General features: G+C 68.2%; 15 protein-coding genes. 3 read left to right on the forward strand and 12 right to left on the reverse strand.

Annotation, left to right across the window (positions count from 1 at the left end; all coding sequences use genetic code 11):
* Positions 1 to 60: 60 nt before the first annotated feature.
* From A37E_RS0104245 to paaN, 5 genes are all read right to left on the reverse strand, one after another.
* The gene (locus tag A37E_RS0104245; RefSeq protein WP_197022928.1) at positions 61 to 2328 is read right to left on the reverse strand and encodes a TonB-dependent receptor plug domain-containing protein; all 2268 of its coding nucleotides are present in this window, start codon (positions 2326 to 2328) and stop codon (positions 61 to 63) included.
* Positions 2329 to 3134: 806 nt separating this feature from the next.
* On the reverse strand, positions 3135 to 5168 hold the full coding sequence (gene paaZ, locus A37E_RS0104250; protein WP_029555466.1) for a phenylacetic acid degradation bifunctional protein PaaZ: 2034 nt from the start codon (positions 5166 to 5168) through the stop codon (positions 3135 to 3137).
* Entirely contained in the window at positions 5165 to 7270 is a 2106-nt protein-coding gene (locus A37E_RS0104255; protein ID WP_029555467.1) for a 3-hydroxyacyl-CoA dehydrogenase NAD-binding domain-containing protein, read from the reverse strand. The genes paaZ and A37E_RS0104255 overlap by 4 nt, the downstream gene beginning before the upstream one ends.
* Before the next feature lie 3 nt (positions 7271 to 7273).
* The gene (gene pcaF / locus A37E_RS0104260) at positions 7274 to 8479 is read right to left on the reverse strand and encodes a 3-oxoadipyl-CoA thiolase (RefSeq protein ID WP_029555468.1); all 1206 of its coding nucleotides are present in this window, start codon (positions 8477 to 8479) and stop codon (positions 7274 to 7276) included.
* A gap of 21 nt (positions 8480 to 8500) precedes the next feature.
* Positions 8501 to 10150, reverse strand: a complete 1650-nt coding sequence (gene paaN, locus A37E_RS0104265) for a phenylacetic acid degradation protein PaaN (RefSeq protein WP_029555469.1) — start codon at positions 10148 to 10150, stop codon at positions 8501 to 8503.
* A 136-nt stretch (positions 10151 to 10286) separates the two neighbouring features.
* Between paaN and paaG the strand changes: the two genes are divergently transcribed.
* The 3 genes from paaG (at position 10287) to paaK (ending at position 12930) form a co-directional block, all read left to right on the forward strand.
* Positions 10287 to 11075 (forward strand): 2-(1,2-epoxy-1,2-dihydrophenyl)acetyl-CoA isomerase PaaG, encoded by a 789-nt coding sequence (paaG, locus tag A37E_RS0104270; RefSeq protein ID WP_029555470.1) that lies wholly within the window; start codon positions 10287 to 10289, stop codon positions 11073 to 11075.
* A 65-nt stretch (positions 11076 to 11140) separates the two neighbouring features.
* Positions 11141 to 11563, forward strand: coding sequence for a hydroxyphenylacetyl-CoA thioesterase PaaI (gene paaI / locus A37E_RS0104275; protein WP_197023050.1), 423 nt, complete (start codon positions 11141 to 11143; stop codon positions 11561 to 11563).
* Between the two features lie 35 nt (positions 11564 to 11598).
* Positions 11599 to 12930 carry a phenylacetate--CoA ligase PaaK gene (gene paaK, locus A37E_RS0104280; protein ID WP_029555472.1) on the forward strand — a complete coding sequence of 444 codons (1332 nt, stop codon included), beginning with the start codon at positions 11599 to 11601 and terminating at the stop codon, positions 12928 to 12930.
* Positions 12931 to 13011: 81 nt separating this feature from the next.
* Here the strand turns inward: paaK and A37E_RS0104285 are convergent, their stop codons facing one another.
* From A37E_RS0104285 to paaX, 7 genes are all read right to left on the reverse strand, one after another.
* Positions 13012 to 13767, reverse strand: coding sequence for a Phenylacetic acid catabolic protein (locus tag A37E_RS0104285; RefSeq protein ID WP_029555473.1), 756 nt, complete (start codon positions 13765 to 13767; stop codon positions 13012 to 13014).
* Between the two features lie 11 nt (positions 13768 to 13778).
* On the reverse strand, positions 13779 to 14855 hold the full coding sequence (gene paaE / locus A37E_RS0104290; protein WP_029555474.1) for a 1,2-phenylacetyl-CoA epoxidase subunit PaaE: 1077 nt from the start codon (positions 14853 to 14855) through the stop codon (positions 13779 to 13781).
* A gap of 28 nt (positions 14856 to 14883) precedes the next feature.
* Positions 14884 to 15408: a 1,2-phenylacetyl-CoA epoxidase subunit PaaD gene (gene paaD / locus A37E_RS0104295; protein ID WP_029555475.1), complete on the reverse strand. Its 525-nt coding sequence runs from the start codon at positions 15406 to 15408 to the stop codon at positions 14884 to 14886.
* 9 nt (positions 15409 to 15417) lie between these two features.
* Positions 15418 to 16194 (reverse strand): 1,2-phenylacetyl-CoA epoxidase subunit PaaC, encoded by a 777-nt coding sequence (gene paaC, locus A37E_RS0104300; protein ID WP_029555476.1) that lies wholly within the window; start codon positions 16192 to 16194, stop codon positions 15418 to 15420.
* Positions 16194 to 16478, reverse strand: coding sequence for a 1,2-phenylacetyl-CoA epoxidase subunit PaaB (gene paaB / locus A37E_RS0104305; protein WP_029555477.1), 285 nt, complete (start codon positions 16476 to 16478; stop codon positions 16194 to 16196). The genes paaC and paaB overlap by 1 nt, the downstream gene beginning before the upstream one ends.
* A gap of 93 nt (positions 16479 to 16571) precedes the next feature.
* Positions 16572 to 17570, reverse strand: coding sequence for a 1,2-phenylacetyl-CoA epoxidase subunit PaaA (gene paaA / locus A37E_RS0104310; RefSeq protein WP_029555478.1), 999 nt, complete (start codon positions 17568 to 17570; stop codon positions 16572 to 16574).
* A 222-nt stretch (positions 17571 to 17792) separates the two neighbouring features.
* Positions 17793 to 18659: a phenylacetic acid degradation operon negative regulatory protein PaaX gene (gene paaX / locus A37E_RS0104320; RefSeq protein ID WP_029555480.1), complete on the reverse strand. Its 867-nt coding sequence runs from the start codon at positions 18657 to 18659 to the stop codon at positions 17793 to 17795.
* Positions 18660 to 18665 lie beyond the last annotated feature (6 nt).

Here is an 18665-nt window from a genome sequence, read left to right on the forward strand (position 1 = left end):
CGCCGGGGCGGAAACATCAGCCGCGGCCGGAAACCGGCCGCGGCTGGGCGTGCGTCCCCGTCAGAACTGGTACGTCACCCGCGTGTTGAACGAGCGGCCCATGCCGGCCACGGGGAAGCCCCATGCCGCCGACGTGCCCATCATCGACGACACCTGGTAGTTCACGAGGTTGGCGCCGCCGAGGGGCAGGTTGTAGTTGGTGCCCAGGATGTTCTCGACGCCGAAGTCGAAGCGGAACTGCTGCAGCTGATAGCTGGTGCGGAAGTTGAGCAGGGCGTAGGCCGAGGTCTCAAGTTCGTTGCGCACCTGGCTCACCAGCACCTTGGCCGCGACCATCTGCAATTCGAGGCTGTTGGTCCAGTTGCCGAGCGTGTGGTCCACCGCGATGACGCCGTTGAGCGGCATCATGTGGTAGAGGTTCACGCCGTCGGTGCGCTGGCCCTGCACGAAATTGAGGTTGCCGCGGAACACGCCCTGGCCCCAGGCGAGGTCGTTCCACAGCTCCATCTTGCCGTCGATGTTCACGCCATAGAGCCACGCATCGTGGTTGGCGAACTGCAGGAAGACGAAGTCGTTGGTCACGTAGGGGTTGTTGGGCTTCGACGCGAGGCAGCCCGCCAGCAGGCAGCGGTCGGCGTCAATATAGTTCACCACATAGCTGTAATAGGGCGAGACGCGCAGCTCCCACGCATTGCGCACCGGATCGTGCCAGCTGGCGGTGAAGCTTGCCGTGTGGGCCGCCTCCGGCTCCAGGTTCAGGTTGCCCACATAGCCGTTGCCGTCGCCGAACCACCCGATCATGTCCATGGCCATGGGGTTGGTGGACCAGGCATAGCGCTCGTAGAAGTTCGGCGAGCGGGTCTTCCGGGCAAGGCCGAACTCGTAGGTGCTGGCGGCGTTGGCGTCGTAACGCAGGATGGCCGAGGCATCGACGTTGAAGTCGGTGCGGGCGTGGCTCTGGGCGTTGAAGATCGCGGCGTCGAGGCCGTACATCATGTCGTTGTAGCCATGCACGTCGCCGGTGTTCATCCACACCACGTCGTTGCGCACGCCCAGCACGGCGGTCCAGCGGTCGTCGATGCGCCGCTCCCACTCGCCATAGATGCCGGCGCGCAGCTTCTGGCCGTTGTTGATGCTCTGGAAGGTATCCGGTCCCATCATCATGGAGCCGGCGACGGGCGGCCACCAGTCGTCGAGGTTGTTGTAGTAGAGTTCATTGCCGATCCGCAGCGTGTCGCGGGCAGAGAGCGCCACCGTGCCCTTCAGCGAATAGCCGATGTCGGTCGCCTTCGTGTCCATGGGCATGTCGCCGGTCTTGTCCGGCGCGATGAAGCCCATGGTGTGGCGGATCTGGTTGGCGAAGACGTTGCCTTCCAGCTGGCCCCAGTCGAACTCGCCGAGATAGCGGCCGAAGGCGTTGATACTCTTGTTCTCGACGAGGTCCATATACTGGTTGGGATAGCCCTCGTAAGGGATGAACTGTCCGCCGATGCCCACCGTGAACAGCTGGTCGGCGATCTTCTTCGAGATGGTCAGCGCGTGGTTCTGCGTCTCATACATGGTGGACTTGATGGTGGTGCCATCGCCCGCCACATAGTCGCTCGCCTTGGCCCAGCCGCCGGTATAGGTCACGCTGGTGTCGGCATTGGAGACGGTGGCCGTGGCGTCGACGCCGTAGCTGTTGTTGTTGCTCCGATAATAGCCGGAGACGCTGCCCGAGACGGTGAGCTGCTCGCCCTCGGTGAACTTCGGGGGCGCCACCGTCACGTTCACCCGCGCGCCCGTATAGTCGCCGCCGACGCTCACCGGCGCGGTGGCCGTATAGACCTTCACGTTGGCGATCATCGCGGGATTGACGAAGGAAAAGGGCGGATTCATCTGGTTCGGGCAGGCGATGCCGAACAGCATCCCGTTGACCGCGACCTGGACCCGGTCCGCCCCCATGCCGTTCACCGCCGGCAGGCTGGAAACCCCGCCCGCGCCCCACGCCGCGCCGCCGGGGATGCGGCTGAGGAGCGAGCCCGAATCGCTGGTCCACAGCGTTGCGGCCTGCGCCTCGCTGCCGGAGATGAGCGCGATGTCCGCCGGGGAGAAGTTGCCCGAATCCGTCGCCGGTGCGCCGGAGGCCGTCGCGGCCGGCGTGGCGGCCCGCACGGTCACGGGGGGCAGTTCGGTGGCCGGCTGCGGGCTGGTCTGCGCCATGGCGGGCGCGATGAACGCCGGCATCAGGACAAGCGCGAGCGCGGACGGCGCAAAGAGGGCGGTGCTGCGCGCGAAGGTGCCGCGCAGCCGAAACAGGGTCCCGGCGGAGAGAAGGGGGGATGGCATTTGCGTGTCCTCGCGCTCAAAGGCCGGCGGGATGAGGCGCGGCAGAGCGGAATTGTTTTTGGTGCGGTAGACCTTGGCCGCGCCGACGCGCACCCGGCTGCTTGCCCTGCAAGGCGACGGGTCGAAGCATCCCCAGTCGTGAAACGGGAGAACGCACGGGCCGTGGGACGGCGCGCCCGGCCCGCACCGCGTCAGCGGCGAGACCGGACGACTTCAAGCCGCCGCGGGAGGTGCACGCGCCCGGAAGGCGCTCAGGACATGGGTGTGAAGTGGCGCGGAGGGCGCACCGAAATCGAGCCGGAGCGCGCCGGTGAGCGGCGCGAGGTCCGGCACCGGCGGAGGTGGCGGCAGAGCGGGCAGATCGGCCCGCGCGAGACAGGCTTGGCACTGGCGATGCTGCGCCGGGGCGCCGTCATGCCCGCCATCCGAACCTGTCGTGCCGGCGGAAACCGCACTCAGGCACAGGTCCGGATCCATCCCGATGGGGACGGATCCGAGCGCGAAGCCCGAAAGGACCACCTGGAGAAGGAGGACATAGGCGAGAGCCCAGCCAGCAACAGGCGCCGCGACCCGGCCCGCGGCCCTTTCGGCCGCGCGTCGCGCGAATGCGTTGATGCCCCTTCGTCCAGCCATGTGCCGCTCCCGCCACAGGAGTACCATTCCTCACGGGAATGTGTAACGGCGGAATGGGCGGCCAAGCCGACGGAAGGCCGCCAAGACGCATGGTCCGTTAACACTGTTGCAAACTTGCCGCAGATTTCGCTTGTCGGGGGCGCCGAGGCGCCCCCTTTCGAGGCTGCCCCTGCTCAGATGCGGCTGCTCATAGTCAGCAACTCGTAGCGGGCCACGGTGTCACCATCCTGGTTGAACACCTCCGCATCCCAGCGCACCTCGCCGTATTCCGGCTTGCGGGCGGGCTGCTTGTTCTTGACCGTCAGCCGCACGCGGATGGCGTCCCCCGGCGACACGGGCTTCAGGAAGCGCAGGGAATCCAGCCCGTAATTGGCGAGCAGCGGCCCCGGCGCGGGATCGACGAACAGACCAGCCGCGAACGACAGGATGAGGTAGCCGTGCGCCACGCGGCCGGGGAAGAAGGGGTTCGCCTTCGCCGCTTCCTCGTCCATGTGCGCGTAGAAAGTGTCGCCGGTGAAATGGGCGAAATGCTCGATGTCCTCCAGCGTGATGGCGCGCGACGCCGTCTCCACCGTGTCGCCCACGCTGAGCGCATCGAACTTGCGCTTGAAGGGATGCTCCGGCGTGACCGGCGCGGGCGCGCCGGAAAGCCAGGTGCGCGTCAGGGCCGAGAGGCGGGCGGGCGAACCCTCGATGGCGGTGCGCTGCATGTAGTGGAACACGCCGCGCAGGCCACCCATCTCCTCGCCGCCACCGGCCCGGCCGGGGCCGCCATGGACGAGACCGGGAAGCGGCGAACCGTGGCCGGTGGATTCCTTCGCGCAATCGCGGTCGATCAGCACGAGGCGGCCGTGATGGGCAGCGATGCCGAACACCAGTTCCTCCGCCACCGCCGGGTCGTAGGTATAGACCGAGGCGACGAGGCTGCCCTCGCCCTTGGCCACCAGCGCCAGCGCATCGGCGATGGCTTCATAACCCATCACTGTCGCGACTGGACCGAAGGCTTCCACCGCGTGCGGTGCCGTGGCCTTGAGCGGTTCGGCACAGCGCAGCAGCACCGGGGCCATGAAGGCGCCGGTGGCGGCATCCGCCCCCACGGGCTCGACCTTGTCCGGATCGCCGAACACGATCTCCGCCTCGGCCGCGATCTCCCTCACCGCCTCCTGCGTGGCAATGCGCTGGGCACGGCTGGCAAGCGGACCCATGCGCACGTCCTCGCGGCGGGGATCGCCCACGGCGATGGCGGCGAGGCGGGCGGAGACCGCAGCGATCACCGCGCCTTCCTGCGCCTTCGGCACGATGATGCGGCGGATGGCGGTGCACTTCTGGCCCGCCTTCACCGTCATCTCGCGCACCACCTCGGCGATGAAGAGGTCGAACTCCGGCGTGCCCTCCACGGCGTCCGGGCCGAGCACGGCTGCATTGAGCGAATCCCGCTCGGCGATGAAACGCACCGCATTGCGCGAGACCGCCGGATGGTCGCGCAGCGCCTGCGAGGTCGCGGCCGAGCCGGTGAAGGAGAGCACATCCTGCCCGGTGAGATGATCGAGCAGGTCGCCCGCCGATCCGGCGACGAACTGCAGCGCCCCGGCGGGCAGGATGTTCGCCTCGACGATGAGCTTCACCACGGCCTCGGCCACATATGCGGTGGCGGTGGCGGGCTTGGTGATGACCGGCATGCCCGCGAGGATGGCCGGGGCCAGCTTTTCCAGCATGCCCCAGCAGGGGAAGTTGAAGGCGTTCACGTGCACCGCGACGCCGTGGAGCGGGGTGAGCACATGGAGGCCGATGAAGGTGCCGTTCTTGGACAGGGCCTCCGGCGCGCCTTCCACCACGAAGCGCTCGCCCGGCAGTTCGCGCCGCCCGCGGGAGGCGTAGGCGTAGAGGGTGCCGATGCCGCCGTCGATGTCGAAGAAATTGTCCCTTTTGGTCGCGCCGGTGTCGGCGGCCAGCGCGTAGAGCGCATCCTTGTGGGCGGTGAGATGGGCGCCGAGCGCCTTCAGCATGTCGGCGCGCTGATGGAAGGTGAGGCGCCGCAGCGCCGGCCCACCCACCTCGCGCGCATGGCGCACCATGGCCGCGAAATCGAGCCCGCGGGTGGAGGCACGCGCCACCACGCGCCCATCGATGGCGCTCGGAATGTCCACCAGCCCAGCCTCGGGGGTGAACCAGCGGTCGAGGGCGTAGCTGTAGAGGATATGGGTCACGTGTTCCCTCCCTTGGGAGCGCTGGCCTTTTGCCAGTCTGCGAAAGTCTTCCCCTCGGCCGCGAGCTGGGCGAGGAGTTCTGCGGGTTCGGAGCCGGCGCCGCCGGTGGTGTGGGCGGCTTTGATCTCGGCGAGGACGGTGGCAAGGCCGAGGGCCTCGGCGGCGTGCATGGGGCCGCCTTTGAGGCGCGGGAAGCCGTAGCCGTTGACGAAGGCGAGGTCGATGTCGGACGCCCGCAGCGCGATGCCCTCGGCGAGTTCCTTCGCGCCTTCGTTCGCCATCACCGCGAGCAGCCGAAGCTGGATCTCTTCCGGTGTGAAGGATCGCGGCTGAATGCCCTTGGCGGCGCGGGCCTCCGCGATGATCTGCGTGACAGCCGGATCGCTCGTGCGGGTGCCGTTTGCGTCGTAGGCGTACCAGCCGCCATTGGTCTTGCGGCCCAGCCGCCCCGCCTCCACCAGCGTATCGGCGATGGAAACGTAGCGCTCGTTGGGGTCGCGCGTCGCCGCCCGGCGCTTGCGCATGGCATAGGCGATGTCGAGGCCGGACATGTCCGACACCGCGAAGATGCCCATGGCGAAGCCGAACGCCTCCAGCGCCGCATCCACCTGTTCAGGCGCGGCACCGTCCTCCACCAGATATTCCGCATGGCGGCGGTAGACCGCATAGATGCGGTTGCCGATGAAGCCGTCGCAATTGCCCGCCACCACCGGCTGCTTGCCCATGCGCTTCGCCAAAGCGAGGGCGGTCGCCAGCACATCCGGCGCGGTGTGGGTGGCTTTGACCACCTCCAGCAGCTTCATGATGTTGGCCGGGGCGAAGAAGTGCAAGCCCACCACGTCCTCAGGTCGGGAGGTCGCGGCAGCGATGGCGTCGAGGTCGAGATAGGAGGTGTTGGTGGCCAGCACCGCGCCTTGCTTGGCCACCTTGTCGAGGCGGCGGAAGATGTCGATCTTCACGGCCATGTCCTCGAACGCAGCCTCGACGATGAGGTCGGCCTGCGCCAGCGCCGCATAGTCGGACGCCGGGAGGAGGCGGGCGAGGCGCTCGGCCTTGTGGGCCTCGTCGATACGGGCGCTCTTCACCTGCCTGCTGTAGAGGGCATCGATGCGCGCGACACCGGCCTGCGCGGCCTCCACATCGCGCTCCACGAGGATCACGGGATAGCCCGCGTCCAGCAGCGCCACGGCAATGCCCGCGCCCATGGTGCCGGCGCCGATGACGGCGGTGGACGAGATGGAGCGCGCCTTGGCGCCCTCCAGCCCCGGCACCTTCACCGCCTCGCGCTCGGCGAGGAAGAGGTGGCGCAGGGCTTTGGCTTCCGGGCTCTCGCGCAGGGCGAGAAAGGCGGCCCGCTCAAGGGCGAGGCCGGAGGCGAAGTCGGCGTCCTTCGAGGCCCGGATGACGCGGATGGCCTCGGCGATGGCGGGCACGCCCTTGGCGCCCTTGAGGGCCTTGGCCGCAGCCGTCGCCTCCCCGGCCGGATCGCCCACGGGCACCGGCAGGGCCGCAAGCCGGCGCTTGGCCACCGCCGGTGCGCGGGCGATGGCCTCAGTGAGGAGATCGCCCTCCACCACCGCATCCATGAGGCCCAGCGCCAGCGCCTCGCCGGCCTTCAGCACCCGGCCCTCGCAGACCAGGGCGATGGCCTGCGCCACGCCCACCAGTCGCACCAGCCGCTGGGTTCCCCCCGCGCCGGGGATGATGCCGAGCCGCGTCTCGGTCAGCCCCACCAGCGCCTTCGCTGACCCGAGCCTGAGATCGCACGCCAGCGCGATCTCGCAGCCACCGCCCAGCGCCGCGCCATCCAGCGCGGCGACCACGGGCTTGGAGCAGGCATCGATCGCCCCCACCACCTCGGGCAGGAAAGGCGCATCCGGCGGCAGCGCCATCTCCTTGAGGTCCGCCCCCGCGATGAACCGCCCCGGCCCACCGCTCAGCACCAGCGCCGAGACCGACGCATCCGCATCCAGCGCCCGCACCGCATCGACCAACCCCTGACGCACGCCACGCGACAGCGCGTTCACAGGCGCATGATCGATGTGAACAACCGCGACGGTGCCATGGCGCGTGATCGAGATGGGGGAAACCTGCGCGTCCACCGCTCAGACCCGTTCGATGAGGGCGGCGATGCCCTGGCCGACGCCGATGCACATGGTGGCAACCGCGCGCTTGCCCCCGCGCAGTTCCAGCGCGCTCACCGCCGTCATGGCGAGCCGCGCGCCGGACATGCCGAGGGGATGGCCCAGAGCGATGGCGCCGCCATGCGGGTTCACATGCGCCGCATCATCCGGCAGGCCAAGCTGGCGCAGCACCGCCAGCGCCTGCGAGGCGAAGGCTTCATTGAGTTCGATCAGGTCGATGTCGGAGAGGGAGAGGCCGTTCTTCGCCAGCAGCTTCTGCGTGGCCGGGGCCGGCCCAATGCCCATGATGCGCGGCGGCACGCCGGCCTGCACCACGCTGACCACGCGGGCGCGGGGCGTGAGGCCATACTTTTTCGCCGCGGCTTCCGAGGCCAGGATGAGGGCACCGGCGCCGTCATTGACGCCGGAGGCATTGCCCGCCGTCACAGAGCCGCCCTCCTTGCGGAAGGGTGTCTTGAGCGCTGCGAGCTGCTCGAGCGTGGTGTCGCCGCGCGGGTGCTCGTCGCGATCCACCAGCACCGAGGACTTCCTGCCCTTCACCTCGATGGGAGCGATCTCGCGGGCGAAGAAGCCCGCCTCCTGCGCCGCTTTCGCCCGCTGCTGGGAGCGATACGCGAAGAGGTCCTGATCGGCGCGGGAGATGGCGAAATCGGCGGCGACGTTCTCGCCGGTCTCCGGCATGGAATCGACGCCGTACTGGGCCTTCATCAGCGGGTTGATGAAGCGCCAGCCGATGGTGGTGTCGTAGATCTCCGCCTGACGCGAGAAGGCCTCCGTGGCCTTGCCCTGCACGAAGGGCGCGCGGGTCATGCTCTCCACGCCGCCGGCGATGACGAGGTCCGCGTCGCCGGTCATGATGGCACGGGCGCCGATGCCCACCGCATCAAGGCCGGAGCCGCACAGGCGGTTGACGGTGGTGCCCGGCGCGCTCACCGGCAGGCCGGCGAGGAGCGCGGCCATGCGGGCCACGTCGCGATTGTCCTCGCCCGCCTGATTGGCACAGCCGAGGATCACGTCGTCCACCGCCTCCCAGTCCACGCCGGGATTGCGCGCCTTGAGCACACGGATGGGATGGGCGGCGAGGTCGTCCGCCCGCACGTCCTTGAGGGCGCCGGCATAGCGGCCGATGGGGGTGCGCGCGAAATCGCAGATGAAGGCGTCAGCCATGGTGATCTCCGGAGAATGGGCTCAGGCGGCGGCCCGGCGGCGCACGCACACGACGCGGAAGCGGCCCGCCACGAAGGCCGCATCGGTGAGGCAGGCATTGCCGGCGGGGTTGGCGCCGGAGACGTGGTAGTCGCTGAAGGCTGCGCTCTGGTTCACATAGATGCCGCCCGTGAGATTCACGGAGAGCGCCACGCCGGCGCGGGCATAGGCCGGCACCGCGCGGGCGATTTCGGTATCGTCGGTGGAATAGAGAGCAGCGGTGATGGCGCCCTTCTCGCGCGCGGCACGGGCGGCGCGGGCCACCCCATCCGCCGCATCGGCCACCGCGACGACGAAGGCGATGGGGCCGAACCGCTCTTCGAGATAGGCCGCCTCATCTGTGGCATCGACCGCCAGCAGCAGCGGCGTCGCTGTCCGCGCGCCCTCCACTTGCAAGGCCGCGCTGTCACGTACGATGCGGCCGAGGCTGCGGGCCTCCTCGATACGGGCGAGGGTCGCCGGATTCTGAATGGCGCCCAGTACTGCGGCCGCGCGGGCAGGCTCGGACAGGAGCGCATCGATGGCCGAGGCGATGCCGCCGGCCACCTCGTCGAAGCTCTTATGTCCCGCCTCGGTCTCGATGCCGCCCGCCGGCACGAAGATGACCTGCGGCGCCGTGCACATCTGGCCGCTGTAAAGCGAGAGCGAAAAGGCGATGTTCTGGCACATGGGGCCGAACGCGGCGGTGGAGGCGATGACGATGGTGTTGACCCCCGCCTCCTCAGTGAACACCAGCTTGTCCTTCACGTTCTCCCGCAGCCAGCCGCCGAACTGGGAGGAGCCGGTAAAGTCCACGATGCCGATGGCCGGGTCGGTCGCCAGTTCCTTGGCGATGGGCGCCTCTGAAGTGTCGGGGGCGAGCTGGATCATGTCCGGATCGAAGCCCTCCTCCGCCAACACTTCGCGAGCGATGCGCACGGTGAGGGCCAGCGGCAGGATGGCGGCGGGATGGGGCTTCACGATCACCGCGTTGCCGGTGACGAGATCGGCGAACAACGCGGGATAGCTGTTCCAGGTGGGGAAGGTGGCGCAGCCGATGACGAGGCCGATGCCGCGCGGCACCACGTGGAAATCCTTGTCGAGACGGATGGCGGAGCGGCCCATGGGCTTCTCCCACAGCACCGCGCCGGGCACACGGGACATCTCCTCATAGGCATAGGCGACCGCCTCCAGCCCGCGATCCTGCGCGTGCGGGCCGCCGGCCTGGAAAGCCATGGGCCCGGCCTGCCCGGTGGTGTGCTCCACCGTTTCCGCGATGAGGAAGCTCGCCGTGTTGAGGCGGACGAGGATTTCCAGCGCGATGCCCGTGCGCCGGGCGATGGAGGCGGCGGCCCATGCGGCGCCGGCGCCCTCCGCGCGAGCGATCAGGTCGTCCACGGCACGGGCGCGATAGGTGATGCCGAGTGCGGGTCCGAAGGGGGAGACCTCGGTGCCGATCAGGGGCGCGGCATCGCCCGCGGCAAGCTCGAACGGATGATCCTTGAGGGCCGCGAACGCCGCCTTGGCTTCGGCCGCGGCACCTTCGGGATAGGCCTTGGGATTTTCCGGGAAGGCCGCCCAGAAGCCCCGCCCGCGCGCTGCGGCAACGGCGGATTCGAGCAGCGCGGCGTGGGCCGCGAACAGGTCAGCCATGGTCCTCTCCCTATGCCGGGACGCTGTGCGATGATGTTGACAAGCCCATCCCTTGCGCTAATGATTAACCGATCGTCCGGTTAATTCAAGAGGCTCCGAAAGAGCCCTGAAGTGGGAGGACCAAGTGGAGGCGCATGTGAACGAAGCCGTGCTGACCGTCACGGACCATGGCGGCTGGACGGAGCTGACGCTCAATCGTCCCGACCGCCTCAATTCCTTCAACGAGGAGATGCACGGCGCGCTTGCGGCCGCACTGGACGACGCCGCCGATGAGAGCTGCCGCGCCGTGCTGCTGACCGGCGCCGGCCGCGGCTTCTGCGCCGGGCAGGATCTCTCCGCCCGCGCCAACGCGGAAGGTCCGCTGGACCTCGGCTCGACCATCGAGGCCTTCTACAACCCGCTCATCCGCCGCATCCGAGGGCTCAACAAGCCCGTCATTTGTGCTGTGAACGGCGTGGCCGCCGGGGCCGGGGCCAACATCGCGCTTGCGTGCGATATCGTTCTGGCTGCGCGTTCCGCCAAGTTCATCCAGGCGTTCTCGAAGATCGGCCTCGTGCCCGATTCGGGCGGCACCTATTTCCTGCCGCGTCTCATCGGCGACGCGCGGGCGCGGGCGCTGATGCTGCTGGCCGAACCGCTCGCGGCCGAGACCGCGGCCGAATGGGGCCTCATCTGGAAGGTGATCGACGACGCCGCGCTCATGGACGAGGCCCGCGCGCTCACCGCCCGCCTCGCCACCCAGCCGACGCAGGGCCTCGCCCTCACCAAGGCGGCGCTCAATGCCTCCGGCGGCAACAGCCTCAACGACCAGCTCGATCTCGAGCGCGATCTGCAGCGCGAGGCCGGCCGCACGCCGGATTATCGCGAGGGCGTGAAGGCCTTCATGGAGAAGCGCACCCCGAACTTCACGGGACGCCGCTCGTGACCGCCGCCGCAGAAACCGTGGCGTCGCTCTCTCCGGAGGAGATCGCCCGCCGCTCCGCCGATGCCATGTGGGCGACCGACCATGCGAGCCAGGGGCTCGGCATGGAGATCGTCAGCATCAGCCCCGGCAGCGCGACCCTCGCCATGACGCTCACCGAGCGCATGTGCAACGGGTTCGGCATGGGCCATGGCGGCTTCATCTTCGCCCTGGCCGACAGCGCCTTCGCTTTCGCCTGCAATACCTATGACGAGCGCACCGTCGCCCAGCACTGCTCGGTGACGTATCTGCGCCCCGGTACCCGCGGCAAGCGCCTCGTGGCGCGGGCGCGCGAGGTGAGCCGCAGCGGGCGCTCCGGCATTTACGATGTCGAGGTTTCGCAGGACGATGTGGTGATCGCCCAGTTCCGCGGCCATTCCCGCACCATCGGCGGGCGCATCACGCAGACAGACGCCGGGGGCGCGGACGCCCTTGCCAGCAAGAAATCCTGATCTCGCAGAAGATCCATCTGGAGGAGATGATGAACATGGCTCTGCCGGCACTGTCCCCGGGCCGTTCCTTCGAGGGTGGCCTCGATCCCGCCGAGCGCGCCTCGCGCGACGAGATCATGTCGCTGCAGCGCGAGCGTCTCGCCTGGTCGCTGCGCCACGCCTACGAGAACGTGCCGTTCTACCGTCAGGCGTTCGACGCCGCCGGGGTGCACCCCTCCGACCTGCGCGACCTCTCGGACCTCGCCAAATTCCCCTTCACGGTGAAGACCGACCTGCGCGACAACTACCCCTTCGGCCTGTTCGCGGTGCCGAAGGAAAAGCTGATCCGCGTGCACGGCTCGTCCGGCACTACGGGCAAACCCATCGTGGTGGGCTACACCAAGGCCGACATCGACATGTGGGCCGACGTGATGGCCCGCTCCATCCGCGCCGCGGGCGTGCGGCCGGGCATGATGGTACATGTGGCCTATGGCTACGGCCTGTTCACCGGCGGCCTCGGCGCCCATTACGGCGTCGAACGGCTGGGCTGCACCGTGGTGCCCATGTCCGGCGGCATGACCGAGCGCCAGGTGCAGTTGATTCATGACTTCAAGCCCGACGCCATCATGGTGACGCCGAGCTACATGCTCGCCCTCATGGACGGCTTCGCCAAGGCCGGGCTCGACCCGCGCGAGACCTCGCTCAAGTACGGCATCTTCGGCGCCGAGCCCTGGACCAACGCCATGCGCCAGGAGATCGAGCGCGACTTCAACCTCGACGCCACCGACATCTACGGCCTCTCCGAGGTCATCGGCCCCGGCGTCGCGCAGGAGTGCGTGGAGACCAAGGACGGCCTGCACATCTGGGAGGATCATTTCTACCCGGAGGTGATCGACCCCCTCACCGGCGAAGTGCTGCCCGATGGCTCGAAGGGCGAACTCGTTTTCACCTCGCTGACCAAGGAAGCCTTCCCCATCATCCGCTACCGCACCCGCGACCTCACCCGCCTGCTGCCCGGCACGGCGCGGCCGGGCATGCGGCGCATGGAGAAGGTGACGGGCCGCTCGGACGACATGATCATCCTGCGCGGCGTCAACGTCTTCCCGACCCAGATCGAGGAAATCCTGCTGGCGGTGGATGCCTGCTCCGGCCACTACCAGATCGAGCTGACCCGCGACGGCCGCATGGACGAGATGACCGTACACGCCGAGATCCGCGAGGAGGTCTATGGCGAGGTGGACGTGGACGCCACCGGCAGGCGCATCCTGAAGCGCATCAAGGACACCATCGGCATCACCACGCGCATCTCCCTGCACGAGCCGGGCGGCATCGAGCGCACCGCCACCGGCAAGGCCAAGCGCATCGTGGACCGCCGGCCCAAGGAGTGAGCGGGAGGGCCACACGCCCTCCCCTGCCCAACAAAAAAGGCCCGGCGCGATGCCGGGCCTTTTTCGTGTCTGTTGCCGATCTCAGTCGAGCCCGAGCGGCGCGAGGCGGTCGGTGACGAGGCTCTCCCACTCCGCCAGCAACACCTCGTTGGGCGTGTGGCGCAGGCCGAGGCGGCGCAGCGTATCGTAGCGGGCGGAACCGGCCACGCCGAACGTCGCTGCAACCCGCGGCCGCCAATAGGCAAGGCTCGCCCGCGCGCCGACCCGTCCGACCTCGGTGGCGGCGATGCGTTCCAGCCCTTCGAGCCCCAGCTCCGCATGGCGCGCCTCGCGCGGGGCGATCTCGCGGAAGACCTCGGCGAGCGGCGCGTAGGACACCCGCGACAGCTCGGCGAGCTGCACGCCGGTGGCAAGACCCATGAGCACGTTCATCGCCACCGCGTCGGTCCATCCCGTGATGGGATAGTGGAAGACGGAGAGCCGCATGTCGTTGCCGTGCCGCACGGCGCCCAGGTCGGCATCGCGCGCCACCCGCGCCGCCCAGTCGTGCTGCGCCTCGTAGCGGTCGGTATCGGTGCCGAAAGCGCCCATCAGGCCGAGCACCCGCTCGGCATGGTCCGCCTTTTCAAGTGTGATGCGGCTCGCCGCTATGCGCGCCTTGATGCCGGGCGCGAAATTGATGGAGGCGGCAAAGCCGGCCGAGCCGGCGAGCTGGCTGTCCACGAAGGAGGACATGAGCCGCAGAAGCTCGCCGCGATAGCGCGGCGGCACGTTGTCGGGCGAAGAGAGCACGCCGCCCTGGGCGAGATAGTCGTCGATGGCGATCACGTCGGACATGTGTCTTCCCCTTACTCGTCGTAGGTGACGACGAGTTTTTCGGTGAGCGGGAAGCACTGGCAGGTGAGCACGTAGCCGGCGCGCACCTCGTAATCCTCCAGCGCATGGTTGACCGCCATTTCCACCTCGCCCTCGACCACCTTGGCGCGGCAGGTCGAGCACACGCCCGCCTTGCAGGCGTAGGGCGCATCGAGATTGGCGGCGAGCGCGGCGTCCAGCAGGCTCTGGCCCTCGCGCGGCATGTGGAAGGTGCGGGTGGCGCCATCCAGCGTCACGGTCGCGGTGGTGCCGGCGCCGTTGGCGGCGACGTTCGCCGAAACCGCCTTGGCCTTCGCCCGGCCGGGCTGGCCCGAGGCGAACAATTCGAACTTGATCTGCGCGTCGCTGAGACCGTGTGCGCGCAATGCGGCGGCGATGGCCAGCATCATGGGCTCGGGGCCGCAGATAAAGGCGGTGTCCACCGACGTCGCGTCGATCCAGTGCTTGAAGAGACCTTCCATCTTCTCCGCATCGACGCGGCCGGTGAACAGGTCGATCTCCTGCGCCTCGCTCTCCAGCACATGCAGCACCGAGAGGCGGCCGAGATAGATGTTCTTCAGGTCCTCCAGCTCCTCGCGGAACATGATGGAGCTGATCTGCCGGTTGGCATAGACAAGGGTGAAGCGGGACCTGGGCTCGCGCGCCAGCACCGTCTTGATGATGGACAGGAGCGGCGTGATGCCCGAGCCGCCAGCAAAGCCGAGATAGTGGCGGTCCAGCTCCGGGGCGATCGGCACGAAAAACTTGCCCATGGGCGGCATGGCTTCGAGCGTGTCGCCCGGCGAAAGGTTCTCGTTGGCCCAGGTGGAGAACGCGCCGCCTTCCACCTTCTTGATGCCCACCTTCAGGCAGCCCTCATCCTTGCCGGCGCAGATGGAATAGCTGCGGCGCAGTTCCTCGCCGTCGAAGTCGCGGCGGAAGGTGAGGTACTGGCCCTGCATGAAGTCGAACGCCGCGGCGTCCTCGGGGCGGGGCTTGAGGGTGACGACGACGGCATCGCGCGTCTCGCGCCGCACGTCGACCACCTCCAGGGAATGAAACCGTGCCATGCGGCGCTCCTCGGGATTTCTTTAATTTTCAGATGCACTTGAAGTAGTCGAACGGCTCCAGGCACGAGAGGCAGCGATAGTTGGCCTTGCAGGCGGTGGAGCCGAACTGGCTCACCTTCTCAGTCTGCGCCGAGCCGCAGCGCGGGCAGGCCACCGTGAGGTTGGAGCCGGAGGCGAGCCGGCGCGCGAGCGCCAGCGAGCGGCCGTCGGAGGCGGTGTCGTCCACCGGCGGTGCGATGCCGTAGGCCCGCAGCTTCTCGCGGCCCTCGGCGCTCATCCAGTCGGTGGTCCAGGGCGGCGAAAGCCGACGCTCCAGCCGCACCTTGGCGACGCCGCGCGCGTTCAGTTCGCGCTCGATGTCGAGATTGATGATGCCCGTCGCCGGACAGCCGGAATAGGTGGGCGTGACGGTGACGACGAGGGTGTCGTCGTCCCACGCCACCTCGCGGACGATGCCGAGATCGACCAGCGAGAGCACCGGGATTTCCGGGTCCGGCACCTGCGACAGCCAGTGCCAGACCTCGTCAAGGGACGGCAGGATGGCGGTCGCCATTCTCGCCCCCTACCAGGTCGCGCCGGGATAGGCGCGCTGCAGGAACTGCATGTCGGCGAGGATGTAGCCGAGATGCTCGGTATGCACGCCGCGCCGGCCTCCCTTGTGGACATAGGCCGAGGTCGGTGCCTTCAGCGTCGCCTCGCGCAGGACCTCGGAGACGATGGCCTCCCATTCCGGCTTGAGGCTCGCCGGATCGGGCGCGATGCCCGCCTCCGCCACGACACGATCCGCATCGTCGGCAATGAAGAGTTCGCCCACGTAGGACCACATGTCGTCGAGCGCGCGCTGCATCCGCGCGTGGCTCTCATCGGTGCCATCGCCCAGGCGGATCACCAGGTCGCTGGAACGCTCCAGGTGATAGGCCGCCTCCTTCACCGCCTTGGCGGCGATCTCGGCGACGCGCGGATCGGCGGACTTGGTCAGCGCCGTGAGCATCACGTGGTGCCAGGCGTCGAACAAAAACTGCCGCATCAGGGTCTGGCCGAAGTCGCCATTGGGGCGCTCCACCAGCAGGCAGTTGCGGAAGGCCGCCGCGTCACGCAGGAAGGCGAGCGCGTCCGCATTGCGGCCCTTGCCCTCCACCTCGCCGGCGAGGCCGAGCCAGAGCTGGGTCTGGCCGATGAGGTCCAGCGCCGTGTTGGCGAGGGCGATGTCCTCTTCCAGCACCGGGGCGTGGCCGCACCATTCGGATACGCGATGGCCGAGGATGAGGGTGTTGTCCCCCATCCGGGTGAGGAATTCGAACAGGGCGGCGCGATCGACCGCGATTTCGGCGCTGGCCATCACATGTGCCCCACTTCTTCGGGAATCTGGAAGAAGGTGGGGTGGCGGTAGACCTTGGAGTTGGACGGCTCGAACAGCGGCCCCTTGTCCGAGGGGCTGGAGGCGGTGATGTCCACCGACTTCACCACCCAGATGGAAACCCCCTCGTTGCGGCGGGTATAGACATCCCGCGCGTTCTTGACGGCGAGCTCCGCGTCGGGCGCGTGCAGGCTGCCCACATGGCGATGGTTGAGGCCGTGCTGGCCACGGATGAAGACTTCCCACAAAGGCCATTCGCTGGACATGGTTGTTCCTCCCGTTCCGGGCCGGACGGCAGTGCCGTCCGGAAGATGCGCTGTTGTTATGGTACGCCCTGACCGGCGATCACTTTGGCGCGGCTATTCCGCGGCCACACGGGCGGCGGCGCGGCGCGCCTCGGCCTTTTCGGCGTGGGCGAGGAGGCCATCGCGGAACCAGGCTCCGTCTTCCCAGGCCTTCACGCGGGCGCCGAGGCGCTCCTTGTTGCAGGGGCCGTTGCCGGCGATCACCTCGAAGAATTCCGACCAATCCGGCTCGGAGAAGTCGTAGCCCTTCTTCTCCTCATTCCATTTCAGGTTCGGATCGGGAATCCTGAGGCCGAGATATTCCGCCTGCGGCACCGTCTGATCGACGAACTTCTGGCGCAGTTCATCATTGGTGTTGATCTTGATCTTCCACGCCATGGACTGGGCAGAATGCACCGAATCCTTGTCGGAGGGCCCGAACATCATGAGGGCGGGATACCAGAAGCGGTCGAGGGCATCCTGCGCCATGGCCTTCTGTTCGGCCGTGCCCTGCGCCATCTTCATCATGATGTCGTAGCCCTGCCGCTGGTGGAAGCTCTCCTCCTTGCAGATGCGGATCATCGCGCGGCTGTAGGGGCCGTAGGAGGTCTTCTGCAGCTGAACCTGATTCATGATGGCCGCGCCATCCACCAGCCAGCCCACCGCGCCGATGTCGGCCCAGTTGAGGGTGGGATAGTTGAAGATGGACGAATACTTCATGCTGCCGTCGTGCAGCTTGGCGAGCAGCTGGTCGCGGCTGACACCCAGCGTCTCGGCGGCGCAATAGAGGTAGAGGCCGTGTCCGGCCTCGTCCTGCACCTTGGCGAGCAGGATGGCCTTGCGCTCCAGCGTGGGTGCGCGGGTGATCCAGTTGCCTTCGGGCAGCTGGCCGACAATCTCGGAATGGGCGTGCTGGCCGACCTGGCGGATCAGCGTCTTGCGGTAGCCCTCCGGCATCCACTCCTTCGGCTCGATCTTCTCGCCGCGGTCGATGCGCTCCTGGAAGGCGCGCTCCTCCGGCGAAAGCTCGGCGGCGGACTTCATGCCCTCGGACTTCACGAGCTGTGCGTACATGCTGTGTCCTCCCCGTAAGACCTGTTGGATCGGCCGTCTCATGCGCGGCTTCGGGCGGCGGGTGAAGTCGGTGCTCCGGCCGCTGCCGCCGGTCCTCGCAAGCAGCATGCTGCCCACTGTCCGGCACCTTGCGAACGTTTATATATTACAGAAAAACGAGTTTCAAGTTATTTTCGTAACATTTAAAAGCCAGAGGCTCCGGCCGGACCATCTCCAGATCCTCTAAGCCTTGAATCTGCTCGTGATTTTAGGATGCCCCGGCAATGGCGCGCCGTCCTCGCCCACGGCATTTTCGTCCAGCCAGCGCTCGGACGCCTCCACCAGGCGGCCATAGATGTCGGCGCACACGGCGCGGGCGGCAAGGCCCGGCCAGTCTTCCGGTAGGATGGCGGAGGGCAGGATGGGATCGCGCAGCACGATACGGCGGTAATCGTGGATGAGCAGCACGCGCGCGACCATCGCCTCGAGGTCGGTCAACGCGGCGCCGGCCTGAAGCTCCGCCGCCAGCGGCTCGAAGGTGGCGATGAAGCGCCGGTAGGCCTCCGCCGTCTGCTCCAGCGGCCACGCGCGGGCGGCGAGGGCGCGCTGCTCCTCCGCGCTGCCGGAGACATCGAGCCGGAGCGCGGAGGCCGCCTCCTCGGGCACGCCCGTTCCGGCCGGGGCCACGAACACCCCGGGCAACGGCATGCCGAAACCAGCCGCCTCCAGGGCCGCCCGCGCCCCTTCGCGGGCGCCGGTCTCGATGAGCAGCATGTCGAAATGCCCATGCCACTCGGGCGGACGATGGCGGTAGATGTGCTCGGTGGCGCGGGCGAAGGTCTCGCGGCCCTTGTCGGCGAGGCGGTAGAAGCTGTTGCGGCCTACCCGCGTCCGCGTCAGCCAGCCATCTGCCGCGAGACGCGACATGGCCGTGCGCACCACACCGTCCGCTACGTCGAGCCCGCGGAAGAAGGCGAGCAACGTGCCGAGCCACACCGAGCCGCCCCGTGGCACGATGGCGTCACCATAGATGGTGACGATGATGGACCAGGTGCGCGAAGGCTCGGCGCGGACATGGTCGAGGATGAGGTCGAGGGCGCGGCGCGACATGGCCGT

The sequence above is a fragment of the Xanthobacter sp. 91 genome (assembly GCF_000702385.1).
GTDB classification, from domain to species: domain Bacteria; phylum Pseudomonadota; class Alphaproteobacteria; order Rhizobiales; family Xanthobacteraceae; genus Xanthobacter; species Xanthobacter aminoxidans.